Source organism: Acetobacterium fimetarium, from assembly GCF_014284475.1.
Classification (GTDB): Bacteria; Bacillota; Clostridia; order Eubacteriales; family Eubacteriaceae; genus Acetobacterium; species Acetobacterium fimetarium.
In genome coordinates this window covers 258,320-277,862 of the sequence record NZ_WJBC01000002.1, presented here as the reverse complement: position 1 = coordinate 277,862, position 19,543 = coordinate 258,320, and the positions used below count along the sequence as shown (strand labels likewise).

17 protein-coding genes and 1 pseudogene are annotated in these 19,543 nt (G+C 50.2%); 10 read left to right on the top strand and 8 right to left on the bottom strand.

Translation table 11 applies throughout. From position 1 onward, the window contains the following. Positions 1-45: 45 nt before the first annotated feature. Positions 46-1,335 carry a metallophosphoesterase gene (locus GH808_RS02580; protein WP_186841237.1) on the bottom strand — a complete coding sequence of 430 codons (1,290 nt, stop codon included), beginning with the start codon at positions 1,333-1,335 and terminating at the stop codon, positions 46-48. A gap of 245 nt (positions 1,336-1,580) precedes the next feature. On the opposite strand from GH808_RS02580, the gene GH808_RS02575 reads away from it, so the two are divergent. Then, positions 1,581-3,101: a methyl-accepting chemotaxis protein gene (locus GH808_RS02575; RefSeq protein WP_186841236.1), complete on the top strand. Its 1,521-nt coding sequence runs from the start codon at positions 1,581-1,583 to the stop codon at positions 3,099-3,101. A 20-nt stretch (positions 3,102-3,121) separates the two neighbouring features. Here the strand turns inward: GH808_RS02575 and GH808_RS02570 are convergent, their stop codons facing one another. Then, positions 3,122-4,387, bottom strand: coding sequence for an MFS transporter (locus tag GH808_RS02570; RefSeq protein ID WP_186841235.1), 1,266 nt, complete (start codon positions 4,385-4,387; stop codon positions 3,122-3,124). A gap of 147 nt (positions 4,388-4,534) precedes the next feature. On the opposite strand from GH808_RS02570, the gene GH808_RS02565 reads away from it, so the two are divergent. Next, on the top strand, positions 4,535-4,969 hold the full coding sequence (locus tag GH808_RS02565) for a MarR family winged helix-turn-helix transcriptional regulator (protein WP_186841234.1): 435 nt from the start codon (positions 4,535-4,537) through the stop codon (positions 4,967-4,969). A 100-nt stretch (positions 4,970-5,069) separates the two neighbouring features. Then, entirely contained in the window at positions 5,070-6,527 is a 1,458-nt protein-coding gene (locus tag GH808_RS02560; RefSeq protein ID WP_186841233.1) for an amino acid permease, read from the top strand. 133 nt (positions 6,528-6,660) lie between these two features. Here the strand turns inward: GH808_RS02560 and GH808_RS15160 are convergent, their stop codons facing one another. Next, positions 6,661-7,449: a UDP-2,3-diacylglucosamine diphosphatase gene (locus tag GH808_RS15160; RefSeq protein WP_338000860.1), complete on the bottom strand. Its 789-nt coding sequence runs from the start codon at positions 7,447-7,449 to the stop codon at positions 6,661-6,663. Between the two features lie 9 nt (positions 7,450-7,458). Beyond that, a pseudogene (locus tag GH808_RS15280) lies at positions 7,459-7,857 on the bottom strand (4Fe-4S binding protein); the annotation flags it as partial. On the opposite strand from GH808_RS15280, the gene GH808_RS02550 reads away from it, so the two are divergent. Then, positions 7,803-8,084: an alpha-isopropylmalate synthase regulatory domain-containing protein gene (locus GH808_RS02550; protein WP_186841232.1), complete on the top strand. Its 282-nt coding sequence runs from the start codon at positions 7,803-7,805 to the stop codon at positions 8,082-8,084. The pseudogene GH808_RS15280 and the gene GH808_RS02550 sit on opposite strands and share 55 nt — an antisense overlap. A 322-nt stretch (positions 8,085-8,406) precedes the next feature. Beyond that, positions 8,407-9,174: a DUF2089 family protein gene (locus tag GH808_RS02545; RefSeq protein WP_186841231.1), complete on the top strand. Its 768-nt coding sequence runs from the start codon at positions 8,407-8,409 to the stop codon at positions 9,172-9,174. 83 nt (positions 9,175-9,257) lie between these two features. Here the strand turns inward: GH808_RS02545 and GH808_RS02540 are convergent, their stop codons facing one another. Next, positions 9,258-9,539 (bottom strand): hypothetical protein, encoded by a 282-nt coding sequence (locus tag GH808_RS02540; protein ID WP_186841230.1) that lies wholly within the window; start codon positions 9,537-9,539, stop codon positions 9,258-9,260. Between the two features lie 68 nt (positions 9,540-9,607). Here GH808_RS02540 and GH808_RS02535 point away from each other — a divergent pair, with 68 nt between their 5' ends. From GH808_RS02535 to GH808_RS02520, 4 genes are all read left to right on the top strand, one after another. Next, positions 9,608-9,943, top strand: a complete 336-nt coding sequence (locus GH808_RS02535) for a YciI family protein (RefSeq protein ID WP_186841229.1) — start codon at positions 9,608-9,610, stop codon at positions 9,941-9,943. A gap of 77 nt (positions 9,944-10,020) precedes the next feature. Beyond that, positions 10,021-10,479: a MarR family winged helix-turn-helix transcriptional regulator gene (locus GH808_RS02530; protein WP_186841228.1), complete on the top strand. Its 459-nt coding sequence runs from the start codon at positions 10,021-10,023 to the stop codon at positions 10,477-10,479. 86 nt (positions 10,480-10,565) lie between these two features. Then, the gene (locus GH808_RS02525) at positions 10,566-11,948 is read left to right on the top strand and encodes an MATE family efflux transporter (RefSeq protein WP_186841227.1); all 1,383 of its coding nucleotides are present in this window, start codon (positions 10,566-10,568) and stop codon (positions 11,946-11,948) included. A 199-nt stretch (positions 11,949-12,147) separates the two neighbouring features. Then, positions 12,148-13,113, top strand: a complete 966-nt coding sequence (locus GH808_RS02520; protein WP_186841226.1) for an aromatic ring-hydroxylating oxygenase subunit alpha — start codon at positions 12,148-12,150, stop codon at positions 13,111-13,113. A gap of 71 nt (positions 13,114-13,184) precedes the next feature. Here the strand turns inward: GH808_RS02520 and GH808_RS02515 are convergent, their stop codons facing one another. Continuing rightward, entirely contained in the window at positions 13,185-13,997 is an 813-nt protein-coding gene (locus GH808_RS02515) for a 4Fe-4S binding protein (protein WP_186841225.1), read from the bottom strand. A gap of 257 nt (positions 13,998-14,254) precedes the next feature. Between GH808_RS02515 and msrB the strand changes: the two genes are divergently transcribed. Continuing rightward, entirely contained in the window at positions 14,255-15,208 is a 954-nt protein-coding gene (msrB, locus tag GH808_RS02510; protein WP_186841224.1) for a peptide-methionine (R)-S-oxide reductase MsrB, read from the top strand. A 108-nt stretch (positions 15,209-15,316) separates the two neighbouring features. Here msrB and GH808_RS02505 read toward each other — a convergent pair whose 3' ends face one another. Next, on the bottom strand, positions 15,317-17,968 hold the full coding sequence (locus tag GH808_RS02505; protein ID WP_243166069.1) for a methyl-accepting chemotaxis protein: 2,652 nt from the start codon (positions 17,966-17,968) through the stop codon (positions 15,317-15,319). A 624-nt stretch (positions 17,969-18,592) separates the two neighbouring features. Then, positions 18,593-19,486 (bottom strand): PLP-dependent cysteine synthase family protein, encoded by an 894-nt coding sequence (locus tag GH808_RS02500; RefSeq protein ID WP_186841269.1) that lies wholly within the window; start codon positions 19,484-19,486, stop codon positions 18,593-18,595. Positions 19,487-19,543: the final 57 nt, after the last annotated feature.

Here is a 19,543-nt window from a genome sequence, read left to right as displayed (position 1 = left end):
CGGATTCATCATGAATCCGGGACTTTCTGTCGCACCAGGCCGTTGTTACTGCGGTTCCAGATTGGTGACACTGCCGTCCGGCTGATACTGCATCAGGCGGACATCGGTTTGATCCTTGCCGGATTCAATCACGACAAAGGTCATATCGGCGCCCTGGAGATTCTTGTCGATCCAGGTGCCGCTGTTGGCATACACTTTTTCGCGGTTGTAACCGTCAGTATAATGGTTGATCACCGGCACATGGGTATGACCGAAGACCACGACATCGACCGCAGGATCGACGTTGAAATACTGGGTGAGTGCCTGCTGATCACAGAAGGTGGCATCCTGGGCGCCAGCGGTGGCGGTCGCATAGGGCAGTTTTACCGCGACGCCATTGACATCCTGGAGGGCATCCCAACGCCGCTGCACATCGGCATACAGAACCGCGCTGATGCTGCCGTCCGGCTGAACGGTGGGCAGCAGATCACTGAGGGCAAAACTGGTGTTGTAACCATCGGCGGCGCAGTTGATCGTCTTGTCCGTGAAAGCGGCGTTGATCGGGAAGGTTTGGATCGTCCCCATCCACGTCTGATAGTAAGCATAGGCGCCCAGCTGGTCGAGATTGTCTGCCGCCGGTGCCGGAACAACAGGCAGATCCTTTTGTGGGGCCGATTTGCCTTCCACAACGGAAGTGGCCGCCACGCGGGTAAAGAAATAGCCCGGGGGCAGAATCGATGGAACTGCGCCGGTGATGTCTTTGTTGGACAGCGTATCCGGCGCACAGAAGGTGTTGTAGCGGTGGCCATGTTCAATCGCAATTTCCGAACGCAGGCCGGTGCGGTAGGTGCCCAGGCCGTTGACATCGCGGGCCTGATTGATCCCCGGAATCAGCGCGCTGAGGATGGCATCAGATAGCAGCATATCGTGGTTGCCGGGAACATAGGTGACCTTGACGCCGCTTTTGATGACACTTTTAACCGCATCGATCACAGTTTTGTTGTTGTCAGCGGTCTTGGTGAAGAATTCCTTCAGATCAGCCGGCTGGGAATAACTGGTCGGCACAAACCATTCGTCGAGCAGATCGCCGTCGATGACCAGTTCATCGACGTCACTGGCCGTCAGCTGATTCAGAAACGAGACGATGGCCGCCTTGTTTGTGACGGTTTCGGCAAAACTGTCGTCGATCCCGAGATGCAGGTCGCTGATCACGACAATCCGGTCGCTGTCCGTGGTGGCATCACCAGTCCACAAATTTAGCCCTTTGGCTGTGGTGGTCGGCTTGGAACAGGCCACCAGTGACAGAATCAGCATGGGAATGAGTGCGATGATGAGGCTTTTTTTGAGTAGTTTCATAATAGTCGCTCCTTTTCTCTCTGCTTGCAGGCATTTTGCGGGACTTGCCAAACATCAGCCGTCCGGGAAAAAAGCTGCAACCGTATTCAGATGATTATAACAGATTACAGAGCTGGGATAAAGGATTGTTTTTGCTGCTGCGTGAAAATAGAATAATCAATCAGCTCATCATAGTTTTTTGTTTAGCCGTCAATTTATTGGATAGAATGATAAGATAGAAAAACTATTTTAGCGAACCGATATTGATGAAATTTAAGAATAAGATCGTAGTTCTGTTTGTGACGGCCATTGTTTTGATCAACCTTGGAATCGGTATTTATGCAGTTAACAGCATGCAGAACAAAGTGCTTGATGCCGCCCGCGCTAAGCTTTTGAGCGATGCCGCGCTGGGCGGGGCTTTTTTAGATCAACAGATACCCGGAGAGTGGATCATTAAAGAGGGTGATCTATACAAAGGGACCGTCAGAATGAACGATAATTTTGATGTGGTTGACAAAATCGGGGCGCTGACCGGGGATACGGTCACCGTTTTTCAGGGCGATACCCGGGTGGCCACCAATGTCAAGGACGCCGAGGGCAACCGCGCGGTGAATACCCAGGCCACCGATGTGGTCAAACAGACCGTTCTTGATCAGGGCGAAAGCTATATTGGCAAGGCTAATGTGGTCGGCGTCTGGAACCAAACTGTCTATCAACCGATTACCAGTGCGAAGGGCGAGGTTATCGGCATCTGGTACGTGGGAATTCCCAATACCACTTACGATCAATTGGCCGCGGACTTCAGAAACATGCTGATTCTCTTTTCAATTGTTGCCGTGGCGCTGGCGGGCATCGTCATCTGGTTCATGACAAACCGGATGACCCGGCCCTTGGTGATGCTGGAAAAAGTCACCAATAAGGTCGCCCAGGGGGATTTAACCCAACAAGTCGCGGCGGTCAAAAGCAAAGACGAGATCGCCGCCTTGACCGTGGCGCTGGCGCGGATGATCGAAAATATGCGGTCGGCTTTGCAGAAAATAGCCGCGTCCTCGGACGCGGTGGCGATGGGGGCCCAGAATATTTCCACCGCCAGCGCATCGTTGTCGGTGGGCGGAACGGAACAGGCCAGTTCGATTGAAGAGCTGACCGCCTCCATCAAGCAGATTGACGAACAGATCACCATCAACGGCGAGAGTGTCAGTGAAGCGGTGGAATTGGTCGGCGACGCCCAGGCTAAAGTTAACAACGGCGATCAGGAGATGCATAAAATGCTTGCGTGTATGGATGATATCGACGAATCATCCCAGAATATTGGAAATATTATCAAAGTAATTGATGAGATCGCCTTCCAAACTAATGTGCTGGCATTAAATGCCGGTGTCGAGGCCGCCAAAGCCGGCGAATACGGCAAGGGTTTTGCGGTGGTTGCGGAAGAAGTCAGAAACCTTTCCATTCGCACTACCGCTGCCGTGAAACAAACCAGCAGTTTGATTGAGGCGTCCGGCAAGAATGTCAAACTCGGTATCGACGTGGCAAATCGGATGTCGGCAGCCCTGGAAGAAATCAAAACCAGTATCAAGGCAGTGGAAAGCCGGATTGCAGCCGTGGGCTTGGCATCAGCGCAGCAAACTCAGAGCATTCATGAAATCAATTCCGGAATCAGCACCATTGCCAATGTGGTCCATACCAATTCGGCCACGGCAGAAGAAACCGCGGCCGCCAGTGAAGTACTCTTTAGCCAGGCCGAGATACTTGAAAAACAGACCAATCAATTCAAACTTCACTAACTGGCGGTAGCCGTTACCGCTTAACTTATGGCATCACGCACGGTTGCGTCTTCCGATAATGCAAATCCCTCCGGTTTCAGATGCGGTGTCAATAAATTTGCATCATCACTGCGAACGGCGGAATTGCTTCTCAACTGACAATAGTAACGATCCACATAAGCGGCATAAACGATCCCTCCGATCACATATGATACGGCCGTCAACGCAAATCCTAACGGCAGCCCGATCGTTTCCTGAATGCAGCCCATCAGGAGCGCACCGATTCCAATGCCGATATCATAAGACAGCAAATAGGTGGCATTCGCCACGCCGCGTTTGGCGGCCGGGGCTGTTCCCGTCACAAAAGATTGAAAAAGCGGCTGCAAAATGCCATATCCCAGTCCAAAAAAGAAACCGGCAACCAGCAGATGCAGGCCGGTTGTCAGAAATGCGTAACTGGCCATGGTAACAATTAAAATTGCCAGACTGGCATAGACCAGAATGCGGTGCTTTCCGGCATCAATCATTTTCTGGGTTGATAATTTCGAAACCAGCATGCCGGCGACAAGAAAGATATAGAAATAAGGGATCACCGACATCAGCTGCTTTCCCTGTGCCAGCATCGAAGAATAGGCGATTACCGCGCCGTAAGGAATCATCAGAAACATCATGTTGAACATGAATGGCAGCGCCGGATTGTAGATCGCTTCCCGGAGCGAGAACTTCTTTCGCGCCACTTTGGGATAACTGATTTTGCAGCCGGCTACGCAAATCAGGGCCACCACCGTAATCGCAAAAATCATCAGAAAAGATGCTTTGCTGCTCATGTGGTTCTGGACCTGAATGCCAACATACGGTCCAACCGCCATACCGATTGATATGGTAAAGGCAAACCGGCTGATGCCCGGGGTGATTTTAGTCCGCGGCAGAACATCGCCAGCGAGCGTCATTGTCGCCGAGCCGCACACCGAATAGACGGCACCCATGAACAGACGGATCAGGATTAACAGACCAAAAGTAGGGAATAAAATAAAGCCTGGAAAGGCCAGACAGAACAAGCCTAAAAACAGTAAGTACACGCGATAACGATTGAAATTATCCAGCAGGTATCCGGCAACCGGGCGAAACAGGACCGTTGCGACCGACATTGCCGTCAGGACGATTCCTATTTTGGATCCGGTGATTCCGATCTGCTGACAGTAAATCGGGATAATTGGAATCGATGCGTAAAACGCAGCCAGCACCAGCAGGTTGGTGATAAAAAGAAGAATAAAATTTTTGTTCCATATTTTTTCGGTTTTTTCCATGAATACGACACTCCTCTGTCAATATGAATTAGGTGGCAATTGCCACCTTTTCAATATAGCACATGAACTAGCGCGTGTCAATATCTGGTTGCAAGTGCCACTAAATTGGAGTAGAATATTCTCATCACATAAAAGGAGGCTCAGGATATGTCAAACATCACGGATAATGCCTTTAAATCCATTTCTATTTTGTACCGGAAATCACACATCTGGCTCAATGAGGGTTGCGCCCAGTATGCCCTTACCGGTGCGCAGGCTGTTGTCATCTTAATTGTCTGCGATTTCGAGATGCTGACCCAGGATACGATTACCAAGCGGCTCGGGCTTGACAAAAGTGTCATTGCCAAGACGGTGTCAAAACTGGAAGAAATCGGATTTTTAGTTCGGACGACCAATGCCAAGGACAAACGCACCTATGATATCCGCCCCACCCAAAAGGCCTGGGACGTCTATGCGCTTGTGAAGGAGCAAGTGGATCTGTGTTTTCAGCGGATGACTCAGCCAATGACGGATAGCGAACGCGCTGAATTTGCCCGACTTCTATTATTGGCGGCAGAAGGAGCGATTGCAGCGGATGATTGATCAGCCGCGCCAAAACGAAAAAAGCGTGAATCCGATTGGCATTCAGCAGGAGACGTGATAAAATACCCACAGACAACAACTTGAATGGGGGAATTTTTACATGAGTGAAAAAGAAAATGTCTCGAATGAAGATCTGCATCGTGGCCTGGAAGAACGACATATTCAGATGATGGCAATCGGTGGCGCAATTGGGGTGGGTCTGTTTTTAGGATCCGCGATGGCCATCAAGACAGCGGGGCCAGCGATTCTATTTTGTTATGCCGTAGCCGGCGTTTTTTTGTTTTTTATTATGCGCGCGCTGGGCGAAATGGCGGTTGAAAATCCGGTTGCCGGATCATTCAGTGCCTACGCCAGTGAGTTTATCGGTCCGCTGGCCGGTTACTTAACCGGCTGGACTTATTGGTTCATGTGGATTGTCACGTGCATGGCCGAGGTGACGGCTGTCGGTATCTATGTTAATTTCTGGCTCCCCAGTGTGCCACAATGGGTTTCCGCACTGGCGGCCGTGGTGTTCCTGACGCTAGTCAACTTAGTCGCCGTCAAAGCTTTCGGCGAGTTTGAATTCTGGTTTGCCCTGATCAAAGTGACGACCATTATTGCGATGATTATCCTGGGGATTGTGATGATTACCACCGGATTCGGTAACGGCGGCGTCCCGATTGGGATTTCAAACTTATGGAATAATGGCGGTTTCTTTCCCAATGGCCTGCAAGGACCGGCTCTGGCGATGGTCATGGTGGCCTTTGCTTTTGTCGGCATTGAGCTGATCGGCGTGACCGCCGGTGAAGCCAAAAACCCGGATAAAGTCATCCCCTCGGCGATCAACAAGGTTTTAGTCCGGATTCTGATTTTCTATGTCGGTTCCATGTTTGTCATCCTGGCCCTTTACCCCTGGGCGACAATTGGAACGAACGGCAGTCCCTTTGTGACGACCTTTGTTAAATTTGGCATCGGTGCGGCCGCCGGGATTGTCAATTTCGTCGTCCTGACGGCCGCCTTGTCTTCCTGCAACAGCGGCATTTTCACGACCGGACGGATGCTCTATAACCTTTCGCTGCAGGGTTCGGCACCCAAAATGTTCGGTAAACTGAGCAAAACTCAGGTTCCCAGCACCGCCATCCTGATTTCGGCTGGTTTCATGCTAATTGGTGTTTTACTTAATTATGTTGTCCCGGCTAAAGTGTTTGCTTATGTCACCAGTGTGGCCACCTTCGCGGGTGTTTTTTCATGGTTTATGATTTTGCTCGCGCAGATGAAGTATCGTAAAACCCTGACCCCGGAACAGGTCAAAAAACTAAAATTTCCGCTGAAAGGCTACCCGTATACCAATTACATCAGCATTGTCTTTTTAGCCATTCTGGTCATCATCATGTTCATGAGCCCCGATACGCGCGTGGCCGTGATTGTCGGACCGCTGTGGTTAGGCGTCCTGGTTGCTTATTATTATGGTAACGGCATTCATAAACGCGCCAATGCGACGGTGAAAGCACATGTCCCGGAATTTGAAAAAATAGCCAATCCCGTCCCGGCCGTCAATGATGCCAATGAGATGTTATAAAAAACCGTTCATATTTGTTATTGACACCTGTGAAACCCCGAAAAACGCCCCTGCCCGGTGGCGATAATCGGCCATGCAAAACGTCCCGGATTCATTAAGAATCCGGGACGTTTTATTTGTACCAATCAGAAGCTTACTGCTGTTCCAGATTGGTGACGGTGCCATCCGGCTGATACTGCATCAGCCGGACATCGGTAGTATCTTTGCCGGATTCGATCGCGACAAAGGTCATATCGGCACCGAGAAGATTCCTGTCGATCCAGGTGCCACTGTTGGCGTACACTTTTTCGCGATTGTAGCCTTCGGGATAGCGGTTGATGACCGGAACATGGGTATGACCGAATACCACGACGTCGACCGAAGGATCAACGTTGAAATACTGGGTGACCGCCTGTTGATCACAAAAGGTAGCATCCTGTGCGGCGGCTGTGGCAGTTGCATACGGTAGTTTTACCGCGACGCCATTGGCATCCTGGAGGGCATCCCAACGCCTCTGCACATTAGCATAGAGAATAGCGCTGAGGATGGCCTGATTCAGCAGCATATCGTGGTTACCGGGGATATAGGTGACCTTGATGCCGCTTTTCATGACACTTTTGATCGCATCAATCACGGTTCTGTTGTTGTCGGCATCCTTGGTGAAGAATTCCTGCAGATCAGCCGGCTGGGAATTGCCGGTGGGAATAAACCATTCGTCGAGCAGATCGCCGTCGATGACCAGTTCATCGACATCACTGGCCGTCAGCTGATTCAGAAACGAGACAATGTACGCCTTGTTCTTGACCGTTTCAGAAAAACTGTCGTCTAACCCGAGATGCAGGTCGCTGATCACAACAATCCGGTCGCTGTCCTTGGTTGAATCACCGCTCCACAAGTTCAGCCCTTTGGCCGTGGTGTTTGAAGTTGTGGTCGGCTTGGCCACCGGCGACAGGGGAATGTGGCTCTCGCAGGGGACGTTGACCTGGCATTTGCCACAGCCATAGCGGGGCTTGAACTTTTCAGTGGTCTCGTCCAGAAAAGCGGAACAGCGCTGATGATTTTTGCCGGCTTCAATTGTGATGGCCGCCACCGGGCACTGTTTGACACAAGCGCCGCATTGGGTGCAGTATTCATATATTTCAGAATACGGCCGTTCATCCGCCGTCAGCGGCAGGTTTGTGACCAGACTCCCCAGTCTGCCGGCCCTTCCTCTGGCGGTAATCAGCCCCTTGGACAGGCCAAAAGTGCCCAGACCGCAGACAAAGGCCACGTGTCTTTCCGACCAGTTGCTGGTAAATGGTTGCTCAACCGGATCTGTGCTTCTGCGGATTTGGAATCGCGGATCTAGCGATCACCGCTGCCATTGGCACCCCCATTGAGCTCGTTGAATACCGCATCAACAGCTTGAGCCGCGGTAAAGGCAGTCTTGGTAAGGTCACCACCCAGATCTGCGTCCATGACAAACGCTACCAGGGAAAAGCCATTGAGACGGATGTCATGCGGGCCAGTGCCCTGGCTTTGATTAACGCGGTCAATAAAATGGTGCTGGATGAAGCCACCCTCGTCAAACAACCGTGAGCTGAATCAATCCGATAGAACGCCAAAAAGCCATAGTCACCGGAGGGCTGCCCCGAAAGCCACTGAAAAAATAAGTTACCGCATGCCCACCTTTTACCTGAATGGCAATTTGGTCCATTTCGCTGCGTTGGATAAAACCATATCGGGTTTTATCCAACGCCCTCAGCCATCGAACAGTTTAAAAAGCAGCTTGCGGTTTACAAACAGGGAAAGGGTTCGGTTCAATTTATACTAGTTGTTAAACTAGTTGTTGAAATTATTAATATCTAGTTTGACAATTACAATCAAAAGGTGTAATCTAGTCCTTGAAAGGAGTGATGTCATGAGAAAAGATTTAGTAACAACCTGTCCAAGATGTAATCACAATCTGATTGCGACGAAACTACACTGTAAGAACTGTGAATTAGAGTTAAATGGGGAGTTTCAATTAGGAAATTTTGCTTATCTCACTCAAGATGAACTTGAATTTGTGGAAAGCTTTTTAAAAGCCCAAGGTAATTTTAAAACGATCCAATTTGAAATGGAGATGTCTTACCCAGCCGTAAAAAAGAAATTTAGTGATATCCTTGAGAAATTAAATTTAACACCAATAAAAATTGAAGAAGCTGAGGACGATGCAATGGGGAATAAAGAAATTCAATCAATCAATACAACCGATAGTCCAGTTGTTGTTCGGATCAAAGAAAAATTAAATGAACATAGCGGGGAAGCCTTCATTCCCTTATTCCAAAGGGATCTTTGTAAAATTGCTTATGATCCCAATGGAAAAGGACTGATTTCTCCAAAGATTCCACCTGCAAATCAGTTGTCATGGAAAGCCTTTGATGCAGCAGTTGAAGTAGTAGTTCAAAATGGTGGTAAAGCCAAAAAAGGTAACGCACAATCTGGTGGCAAGCTTGGGAGTGATAAACTGCCTCTTGATTCAGTTGAAGGGTACATCGCCCATAAAGTTCATGGTGTAGAAATAGGCATGACGGCCTTTGGTCCCGGATTCGTTATTTGTGCAGTGCTGGATTGGGCTGGTATCTGTCGAAACGAAAGAGGCTATTTGACGATTGTTCCAAGTTTCATGGCTCAACTTAAATCATAGTGACAACCTCTCTGATTTTATGTTTACGGCAAAGTAACGAAGGTCGATGGAAACGAGGTAGCCATTAGTATCGGGACCCTGAATCAGAATACCGCTACGCCAGGCGAAACATCGGGAGCAATGCCGGAAATGCTGACGCTGACTGGGGAAAGCTTAACGTTCACCCTGACGGATGACATCGCAATTACGAAGGCATCACCAGGACAGCCACCGACAACCGGAACCAACGGCGGGTCGGTGGCAGCGGCCGATAGTTCAGGGACAAGCACTGACGGTGCAAGATCCCCATTATCTGCCAATTGCACGGTAAAGGTTTGACATTGATCGGCTGAAGAAGTATATTTAATTTTCAGGCGGTTATTCATGCATTCTCGATTCACAGGCCTGAAAAATGATATTTTAGCAGGGGACAGTTATATTTTGGAGGATACACATGTATATTGCAAATCTCACCTACATCAAACCGTTGACCGAAGTGGAAGCCTATCTGGAAAAGCACATCGCTTTTTTGGATAAATATTACAAACTGGGAAAATTCATCTGTTCCGGCCGGAAAAATCCCCGGGACGGCGGCATCATTTTGTGTAATGCCAAAGACGAACAGGAAATGAAGGCAATTATCGCTGAAGATCCCTTTAATCAGCAGCAAATCGCCAGCTATGCGCTGATCGAGTTTTATCCGACCAAATATGCGCCGGACTTTAAGAGTTTTGTAGAAGGTTCTAATTATTTGGTGGAACAACCAGCACCAAATATTATCGAACTTTAAAAAAATCAGTTGACAAACCGGCATGAATATTGTACTATACTGTATAGTTGCTATACTATATGAAAGCAGGTAAGTCGATGGCGGATTATAAACATATCTCTTCACTGATGGAACGCATCGTCCACAAATACAACCAGGCCGAAAACCGGAAACGTTATTACGGTACGGATCTGCTGCTGTCGCGGACAGAAATTCATACGGTGGTCGAAGTGGGCGATCATTCCGGTTTGAACATCACGTCCCTGGCTCAAAGAAAGGGCATCACCAAAGGAGCGGCTTCCCAGATGATTTACAAACTGGTCGATAAAGGCCTGATTCGCAAAGAGGTCTCGCCGGTCTCCGACACGGAAGTCTGTTTGACCCTGACGGAAGCGGGACAGGCCGCTTATGAGGCTCACCAGCGTTACCACGCGCAAACCAACAACCTGTTTTTTACGACCCTGCGGGAAATGCCCGAAGAAACCATGCGCGAGATGGAAAAGCTGCTGACTGAATTTGACAAAATTCTCGATATTCAGATGAAAGATCCCAAATAAAGCCGCGGCTGTGGTTGCAGCCGTTTTTTTATGCCACAATAGTATAGCTGCTATACATTATAGAATCAATACAAGAGAGGTAATTTATGAAAAGTAGTCATTCCCGTATCAATTTACTGGAACAAGAAAAAGTTTCTAAAGCGCTGTTGAAATTGGGGATTCCCACGATGATTGGGATGATGGTTTCGGCGCTCTACAATCTGGTCGATGTCTTCTTTGTGGGCCAACTGGGGACAGCGCAAATCGGCGCGGTATCGATCGTCTATCCCCTGGAGATGATTCTGTTGGGAATCGGACTTTTGTTCGGCGCCGGGGCGTCTTCCTTCATTGCCCGGCTGTTGGGCATCAAAGCCTATGACGAAGCCAGCCAGTGTGCCACCACCGCGATCATCAGTGCGGTTTTAACCGGTGCACTGCTGTTGCTGGGCATCACGCTGTTTCTCAATCCGATTCTGATGGCCCTGGGCGCAACTCCGACGATTCTGCCCTATGCCCGGGAATATGCCCTCATTATCATCATCAGCATGGTCTTCAATGTCTTTAATATCGCGGTCAACAATATCATCACGGCCGAAGGCGCCGCCATGCAAAGCATGATGGCAATGCTGGCGGGCGGGGTGATCAATATGATGCTTGATCCCGTTTTTATCTTCATCTTCAACAGCGGCGTTAAAGGCGTCGCCTATGCGACCCTGGTCGCCAGACTGGTTTCATTTGGCATCTATTGTTATTATCTGGCCAGTGGCAAAAGCCTGCTGCGTTTTCAGCTGTCGGCCTTCAAACCATCCTGGCCGTTATATCAGGAAATTCTCAAAGTCGGCATTCCAATGCTGGTTTTTCAGCTGCTCAACAGTCTGACCATGGGGATCACCAATTTTCTGGCTTCAGGATTTGGCGACAGCACCGTGGCCGCCCTGGGCATTGTCAACCGGATCATGTCACTGGGCAGCATGATGATTTTTGGTTTTCTCAAAGGTTATCAGCCTTTCATCGGCTTCAATGTCAGCGCCGGCAATCAGGAGCGCGCCGAGTCGGCGACCCGCACGGTCCTGGTCTGGGGGATGGTCTTTTGTCTGCTGAGTTCGACGCTGCTGATTCTGTTGCATAACCCGATTCTGACAAGCTTCAGTCAGAATGATGCGCAGGTGTTAAGGATCGCTACAAAAGCCCTGATTGCCAATGCCGTGGTTTTTCTGGGGATGGCATATCAGGTTATCCACGGCACCCGCTTTCTGGCCATGGGGAAGGGAAAAGAAGGCGGCCTCATCAGCATTGGTCGCCAGGGCGCATTCTTTTTGCCGCTGGTATTCATCTTGACCCTCGCCTTTGGGCTTAACGGCCTGATCGCCGCCCAACCGCTGGCCGATATCTGCTCCATCGTGATGGTCGTCATCCTGGTGCAAAAAGAAAAGCGGCAGTTAGTACCGTCCGAAATCGCCATTCTGGAGAAACCCACCCGCCGTTTTTAACAAAACGGCGCGGTTCCGCACCATTTCATGCTATAATGATTGCGATAAAACGAAAATGAAGGCGATCGGCTGTGGCGAAGTTAGTGAAAACTGGAATCATTGCGACGGTCGGTGCTAGTCCAAGCACTGCCTATATTGAAGTGCTCTGACACTGCCAGGTAAGCAGTGCCGGTTTAAAAATTCGAAAGGAGAGGTTCAGATGATATCAAATCAGTGGTACGCCATCCTGCCATCCAGGGCTGTAAAAAAGCATCAGATCGTTAGCGTCAAGCGCTTGAATCAGGAACTGGCGCTGTTTCGCAACCGTGCCGGGGAAGTCGGCTGTGTTGTTGACCAGTGCACGCACCGGGGCGCGGCGCTCAGTCATGGGAAGATGAAGGGGGACTGTCTTTCATGCCCTTTTCACGGCCTGGAGTTTGACCGATCAGGTCGCTGCGTCTTCATTCCGGCAAATGGGAAAGGCGCGACCGACGACCTCAGCCGCTATAACGTCCGATCGTTTCCCGTCCGGGAAAGCAACGGCATCATCTATTTATGGTTTGGGGATCCGGACAAAATGACCGATGAACTGCCGTTTTTTGAAGATGATGTAAACGATTCCGATGCCTGCAGTGAGATCGAGGATCACTGGCACGCGCATTATTCCCGCTGCATTGAAAATCAGCTGGATGTTGTCCATCTGCCCTTTGTTCATCATAACACCATCGGCCGGGGAAACAAAACGCTGGTCAATGGCCCTAAGGTGGTATTCGTGCCCGGGGGGATTGTGACAAGCGCCAATAATGAGGTGGATCTCGGCCAGCAGCCCAAACCCGCTTCCGAATGCGTGATCAAACCGACCTATTTGAAATTTCTGTTCCCCAATATCTGGATGAACCACATCAGCGATACGATTAAAGTGATGATTTACTTTGCCCCCGTCGATGATCAGAACACAATTCTCTACATTCGCTTTTATTGCCGGGCGACAGGATTCAAGCCGCTCAATGCCCTGATTGCCTGGTTGGGAAAATTTGGGAACCGCATCATCGAACGTCAGGACAAGCGGGTTGTCATCACCCAAAAGCCGAAACCCTCTGCCTATCGATCCGCGGAAAATCTGCTATCCGGTGACGGGCCCGTTATCCAGTACCGCAGAATCCGGGATGAACTAAAAAACCGCTAACGGAATCGTGAGGTGATAAAATTTAAACTCCGATTGCCACAAAATTAGAATGGAGGCTTTGAAACCGGCGATCAGGGAATGCGGCTCTCGCAGGGGACGTTTACCTGGCATTTGCCACAGCCATAACGGGGCTTGAACTTTTCAGCGGTCGCGTCGAGAAAGTCGGAACAGCGCCGATGATTTTTACCGGCTTCAATTGAGATGGCCGCCGCCGGACACTGTTTGACGCAGGCGCCGCATTGGCTGCAGTATTGATATATCTCAGTGTACGGCCGTTCATCCGCCGTCAGCGGCAGGTTTGTGATCAGACTCCCGAGTCTGCCGGCCATTCCCCTGGCGGTGATCAGCCCCTTGGACAGGCCAAAAGTGCCCAGACCGCAGACAAAGGCCACGTGCCGTTCCGACCAGTTGCTGGCAAATGGTTGTTCACCCGGATCCGTGCTTTTGCGGATTTCAAACCGCGGATCCAGCGTCGGGATGACACTCTGATAACCGGCTTTCGCCAGTTCGGCCTGTATATACTGAGCCATTTTTGTGACGACGGTCTGTCCTTCAACCCGGGCATGCAGCCACTCTTCGGCGGGCCAGAATGGCTCCCTTTTGTTGCCGGCCCGGACGTCACTGGTGTAGGGTAGGAAGAAAGAAATCACCGTTTGCGCTTCCGGCAGCCATTCCGCCGGTAAAATAAAATGATTTCCGATGATCATTTTATCTTTGAACGATCTGAAGTAGGGATCATTTGCATTTCCAATTGCCAGAATCGGCGCATCATAAATTTTTAATCCCACCACTTTTTTTGACATCGCAAACTCGGCTGCGATGGTATTGTCTGGAAGGCTTTCCAGAAAGCTTGTGGCATGCATCAACAACTCTTGTTTATTCATTGGTTCGGCCTCCTGATTTTGAAAATATTGATTGGCGGATCATGATAAAACTGCTAATCTGATATTAAGTATAGCAGGAAAATGCAAAAGAGTAAATGTCAGGCCGACAGTAGCTTGCGGTTTACAAACAGGGAAAGGGTTCGGTTCAATTTCCAATGGATGAACCCCTGCCGCTGAATCTGATTAGCGGAATGGTTCGTGCGCGGCGCCTTGAAAATCAGCTGGATATTATCCACAAATGAACGGAGGAAATAACAATGCAAAAAGAAATTTATCTGGCCGGCGGCTGTTTCTGGGGGACCGAAAAGTATTTTGAAAATATTGCCGGTGTGCTGGAAACGGAGGTCGGTTACGCCAATGGAAAGACTGAAAAACCGACATACGCACAAGTCTGCCATCACAATACCGGTCATGCGGAAACAGTCAAAGTTATTTATGATGACAGCAGCATCCGATTACCCTTTATCCTGAAGCTGTATTTTGATGTCATCAATCCGGTCAGCCTCAACCGCCAGGGCGGTGACACCGGCACGCAATACCGGACCGGCATCTACTTCACCGATCCGCGCGATCAAGCCGTCATCGATGATGCGATTGCGCAGCTGCAAAAGCAGTACCGGGAAAAAATTGCCATTGAAGTCAAGCCGCTGCGCAATTATTACCGGGCGGAAACCGAGCACCAGAAGTATCTGGATAAAAATCCGCATGGCTATTGTCATATCGGATCGGGCAAGTTTGAGCAGGCCAGGACCGCCGTTGATTTAAGCCATCAGTATTCTAAAAAAACAAACGCTCAGCTCAAAGAAGCACTGACCGATCTGCAGTATGATGTGACTCAGCACAATGCGACGGAGCCGCCGTTTGATAATGCCTATTTCGATGAATTCAAAGCCGGCATTTATGTCGATATCACAACCGGACAACCGCTTTTTGTCTCAACCGACAAGTTTGAATCGGGATGCGGCTGGCCTAGTTTTGCCCGGCCGATTGAGGCAGCGATGCTTGTGGAAGTTACGGACAAGAGTCTGCAAATGGCACGGACCGAGGTCCGAAGCAAAATAGGGGATGCCCATCTGGGCCACGTTTTTGATGATGGGCCAAAAGAAAAGGGCGGTCTGCGCTATTGCATCAACAGTGCCGCTTTAAAATTCATCCCGAAAGAAGAGATGGCAGCGGCCGGTTATGGGGAATATCTGCCCCTTGTAAAGTAACGCATTCGATGAAGGTCTGGGGGGTGTGGCCGCCAATAAAAAACATCCCGTCGTTTTCCACGACGGGATGTTTTTTTATCAAGGCAGTGCTGTTTATTACGTCATTGCCTAGCAGGCCGGGGCCCGTCGGCCGACCAGCAGAGCCAACACCCGGCCATTGGCTTTTATGGGAGCCACATCAAAAATTACCGCTTCATTGCTGACTTTACTGATCGTTTCTTCAGAAATGGCCGTTTCGCCGTTAAAGCCGGCTTCATACCAGTATTCACCCCAGGCATCAAACTCACCGCTTTCTTTGAGATACCTGGCATGACCGGCCAGGTCCATGACCGCGATATCCTGATAGCCCATCTTATCAACCTCGCCGGCAATCAGATCGACCTGGGTTTGCCAGTCCATCGTGACCACAGCGGGCCGTCCCGCCATTTCTTCCAGTAAGACAAGCGCTTTGCTGGTGGTTTCTTTGTTGGCCTTGCTTTCGGTTTTCAGTTTAAAGGTGCTGATCATCTGTTTAAGCATTTCGGCCTGGCTGGAAAGCTCTTCGCTGGAAGCGGCGCTTTCTTCGGACGTCGCCGCGTTGGTTTGAACCACATTTGAGACCTGCTCGATGCCCACGGTAACTTGCGCAATCTCGGCAGCCTGATCATTGGAGGCCCGGGCAATGTTGCCGACCAGGGTCGTCACTTTTTCAATTTCATTCAGAATGCCCACCAGACTTTGAGCGGTTTCGTCGGCAATTTTGGTACCGACCGTCACCTTGTCGATCGATCCTTCAATCAGGCCTGTGGTTTCCTTGGCGGCTTCGGCACTGCGGGCCGCCAGGGTGCGGACTTCTTCCGCCACCACGGCAAAACCCTTGCCGTGCTGTCCGGCCCGGGCTGCTTCCACGGCCGCGTTCAAGGCCAGAATATTGGTCTGGAAAGCGATGTCGTCAATGACCTTGATGATCTTGGAAATATTATTGGATGACTCGTTGATTTCGACCATGGCTGCAACCATCTTCGACATTTGCTCATTGCCGACTTCCGCGTTGGCCCGCACTTCAAGCGCCCGTTCATTGGCCTCGTTGGCATTGGCGGCGTTGCGCTTGGTTTCCGCAGCCACTTCTTCGATGGAAGCGGTGAGTTCCTGAATCGAACTGGCCTGTTCCGTGGTGCCCTGGGATAAGGCCTGAGCAGCGTTGGCAATTTGAACGGCCCCAGATTCCACCTGCCCGGCACCGATATCGATGTCCGCCATCACCTCGCTCAAATTGGTGGTGATACTGTTTATGACCAGCTTGGCCGCATTATAATCCCCATGGTAATAGGCGCGGATCTCCTGATTGAGATCTCCCGCGCCGATGCGCTCAAGGACGGTGGTGATATCCGAGACATAGTTTTTCAGGAAGCTGATGGTCCGGTTCATGGTTTCCTTGATCCGCCCGTGCTGGCCCTGATAATCGCCATCCATCGAAACGCTGAGATTTCCCTTTGACAGTTCATCCAAAGCCACTGAAGTGGCCTGGATCGGTTCGATGATGGCATCCAGGGTGCGGTTGAAGCCGGAAACAACCAAGGCGTATTCGCCATGGAAGCGGGAAGGGTCGCCGCGATGGTCGAGCTCCCCGGCGACAGCCAGTCGGGTCATTTCATCGGCTTCGGCAACCAGAGCGTGGATATTTTCAATCATCTGGATCAGACTCGGAATAAATTCATCCGCATCACTGCGTTTGCCAGCCGCCACCAGCTCATCGTAATTGTGCAAATCGCCATTGGCAACGTTATTGACAAGCGCATGAATCTGGGTAAAGTTCCCCTGGACCGCATTGACCGAGGCGGCCAGATCGCCAAAGATGCCCAAATAATGGCCTTCGACCCGGGCCGAAAAATCATTGCCGCAAAGTCGATGCATCACGTCGCCGGTTTCAGTCAGGGCGCCGAGGCCGTCGATACAGGCGTTGATATGGGTTTTGAGATCGTTGAAATCACCCTTGTATTCGGTGGTGATTTTGGGTGGAATAACCCCGTTGCCGATGCGCTCAATGGCTTTGTTGGCAACTTTCAGGGGCTTGACAAAAGTATTGATGACATTGTTCAGGGCAATGATCAGGTCCTTGTAGGCCCCGCGGTACTCATTGGTGTTGCCCCGCTCATTCAGTCGCCCTTCCAGGGCCGCATTTCCCAGTCGGACGACGCCGTTGTGAACCTTGTTCATTTCCTTGAGCACATCGATCAGGGAATAGGCCAGCAGATCGTCCTCCGACTGCGGAATGATTTCAACCGCAAAATCTCCATTGGCCATCGACCGGGCCGCTTCCGCCTTCTGCCGGTTATTTTCGTTCAGCGTCTTCAAGCTCAGCAGCAGATCGCCAATTTCATCATTGGTGGTCAGTTCGATGTTCACATCCACTTTGCCCAGCGCCACCTGATCGGCCACTTCCTTGAGCCGGATCAGGGGTTTGACAAACTTCTGCGCCATCACATAAGCCGCGATGCCGCCAACGATGAGAATCAGCACGGAGACCAGCAGAATCTGGTTTCTCAAAGTGGCGATTGCATTAAGCACGGCGGCGTCAGAAGCGCCCGTAACATGCATTCCGGCCAGGTTTGACAAAACGGATGTACCCAAATTAAAAGAAATAATTCCCAGTGTCAGTACCGCCAAAGCGATCATCGCTACCGTAAATAGCAGCAGTTTGGTGGCGATTCGCCCTCGGCGCTGGGGCTCAGTCGGCCCAGCGCCAGCTTGTTCCACCGTCGGTTCCTGGTTTTCGTTCATCAATAATTCCCCCTTAAATATAATTTTCATTCACCCAGACCATGCCATTCGCAGAAAACTGAAACGACGATTCGGGCTATTACATAAGAATAAATGCCTGCATGGATCAATAGCCGATCCATCCTTTCTGATTATAGCACTATTGCATCCCGAAAACCATGATAAATTCTCGGTTCAACGGCGACGTCGCTACGACCTGGCTCAACTAATCGGGGGATTCACGTGACAATAATTTATCAATTTAAGACAGAGGGGCTTCGGGGATTAGGGGCAATGAGGGGAATTTTTTAAAAGAAAATTTGCCACTTCAAAAAATGCGCTTGACCAACGTCGCCGACAGCAAGGCTGTTAAGAAAGCCGGTGGCATGCATCAACAACGTTTGTTTATTGATCGGTTCGGCCTCCTGCGATTGATAAATAATTATTGGCAGATCATGATAAAACTGCTAAACTGATATCAAGGATCGCAGGAAAATGCAAACGCGTAAATGTCAAGCAGACGGCAGCTGGCGGTGCCAGTTGCAACAAAACTTAGCAGATAATTGTGAAAATAATCTGTTTTGGCGACCGCCGGGCCCTGCATCGCTTTCGCAAGCGGACCCGGTCTGACTTGCCGGTGACGGTTTACAGCTTGAATAAATCGGTGCTGAGATATTTTTCGCCGCGGTCAGGGAAGATCACCACAATCACTCCGGCATCAATTTTTTGGGCCACTTCGGCCGCGGCATACATCGCCGCGCCGCTGCTCATGCCGACAAAGATCCCTTCTTTTTTGACAATTTGACGGGCAAAATCAAAAGCGATTTCCGATTCAACCATGATATGTTCATCAATGGCTTCGGGTTGATACAGCGCCGGAACAATCGCTTCTTCCATGTTTTTAAGGCCCTGGATATAATGATTTAGGACCGGCTGAGCTTCCACAATTTTCACTTCGGGATTGTGATGGCGAAGTCCCATACCGACTCCCATAATGGTGCCGGAAGTCCCTAAAGCGGAAACGATGTGGGTGACTTTTCCCTGGGTCTGTTCCCAGATTTCCTCGGCCGTGGTGGAATAATGGGCGAGCTTGTTGTATTTGTTGCTGAACTGATCCGGATTGAAATAACGCTCCGGATACTCAGCAGTCAATTGCCGAACCTTGCGGATCGCGCCATCGGTGCCTTCGGTGGGGGAGGTCAGCGTGACGGTCGCACCAAAGGCCTGAATCATTTTACGGCGTTCGATCGAGACAGCTTCGCTCATGACGATTTCCAGCTGATAACCCTTGACGGCCGCAATCATGGCCAAACCAATCCCGGTATTGCCGCTGGTCGGTTCGATGATGATCTTGTCTTTGGTTAAAACACCTTCCGCCTCGGCCTGCTCCAGCATTTTAAGAGCAATCCGGTCCTTGATGCTGCCGGTTGGATTAAAGCCTTCAACCTTCGCCAGGATTTCCACCTTGGGGTTGGGATTCAAATGATTGATCCGAACCATCGGCGTATGGCCGATGGTTTCTAAAATATTGTTTTGAATGAATGTCTGCAATTGCGTAATCCTTTCTGTGAATAGTATCAGTGTATACCTTTATTA

Bases quoted from the DNA above. Each gene is read 5' to 3' on its own strand.
- GH808_RS02580 (WP_186841237.1), bottom strand. From the start codon at position 1,335: ATGAAACTACTCAAAAAAAGCCTCATCATCGCACTCATTCCCATGCTG.
- GH808_RS02575 (WP_186841236.1), top strand. From the start codon at position 1,581: ATGAAATTTAAGAATAAGATCGTAGTTCTGTTTGTGACGGCCATTGTT.
- GH808_RS02570 (WP_186841235.1), bottom strand. From the start codon at position 4,387: ATGGAAAAAACCGAAAAAATATGGAACAAAAATTTTATTCTTCTTTTT.
- GH808_RS02565 (WP_186841234.1), top strand. From the start codon at position 4,535: ATGTCAAACATCACGGATAATGCCTTTAAATCCATTTCTATTTTGTAC.
- GH808_RS02560 (WP_186841233.1), top strand. From the start codon at position 5,070: ATGAGTGAAAAAGAAAATGTCTCGAATGAAGATCTGCATCGTGGCCTG.
- GH808_RS02550 (WP_186841232.1), top strand. From the start codon at position 7,803: ATGGTTGCTCAACCGGATCTGTGCTTCTGCGGATTTGGAATCGCGGAT.
- GH808_RS02545 (WP_186841231.1), top strand. From the start codon at position 8,407: ATGAGAAAAGATTTAGTAACAACCTGTCCAAGATGTAATCACAATCTG.
- GH808_RS02540 (WP_186841230.1), bottom strand. From the start codon at position 9,539: ATGAATAACCGCCTGAAAATTAAATATACTTCTTCAGCCGATCAATGT.
- GH808_RS02535 (WP_186841229.1), top strand. From the start codon at position 9,608: ATGTATATTGCAAATCTCACCTACATCAAACCGTTGACCGAAGTGGAA.
- GH808_RS02530 (WP_186841228.1), top strand. From the start codon at position 10,021: ATGGCGGATTATAAACATATCTCTTCACTGATGGAACGCATCGTCCAC.
- GH808_RS02525 (WP_186841227.1), top strand. From the start codon at position 10,566: ATGAAAAGTAGTCATTCCCGTATCAATTTACTGGAACAAGAAAAAGTT.
- GH808_RS02520 (WP_186841226.1), top strand. From the start codon at position 12,148: ATGATATCAAATCAGTGGTACGCCATCCTGCCATCCAGGGCTGTAAAA.
- GH808_RS02515 (WP_186841225.1), bottom strand. From the start codon at position 13,997: ATGAATAAACAAGAGTTGTTGATGCATGCCACAAGCTTTCTGGAAAGC.
- msrB (WP_186841224.1), top strand. From the start codon at position 14,255: ATGCAAAAAGAAATTTATCTGGCCGGCGGCTGTTTCTGGGGGACCGAA.
- GH808_RS02505 (WP_243166069.1), bottom strand. From the start codon at position 17,968: ATGAACGAAAACCAGGAACCGACGGTGGAACAAGCTGGCGCTGGGCCG.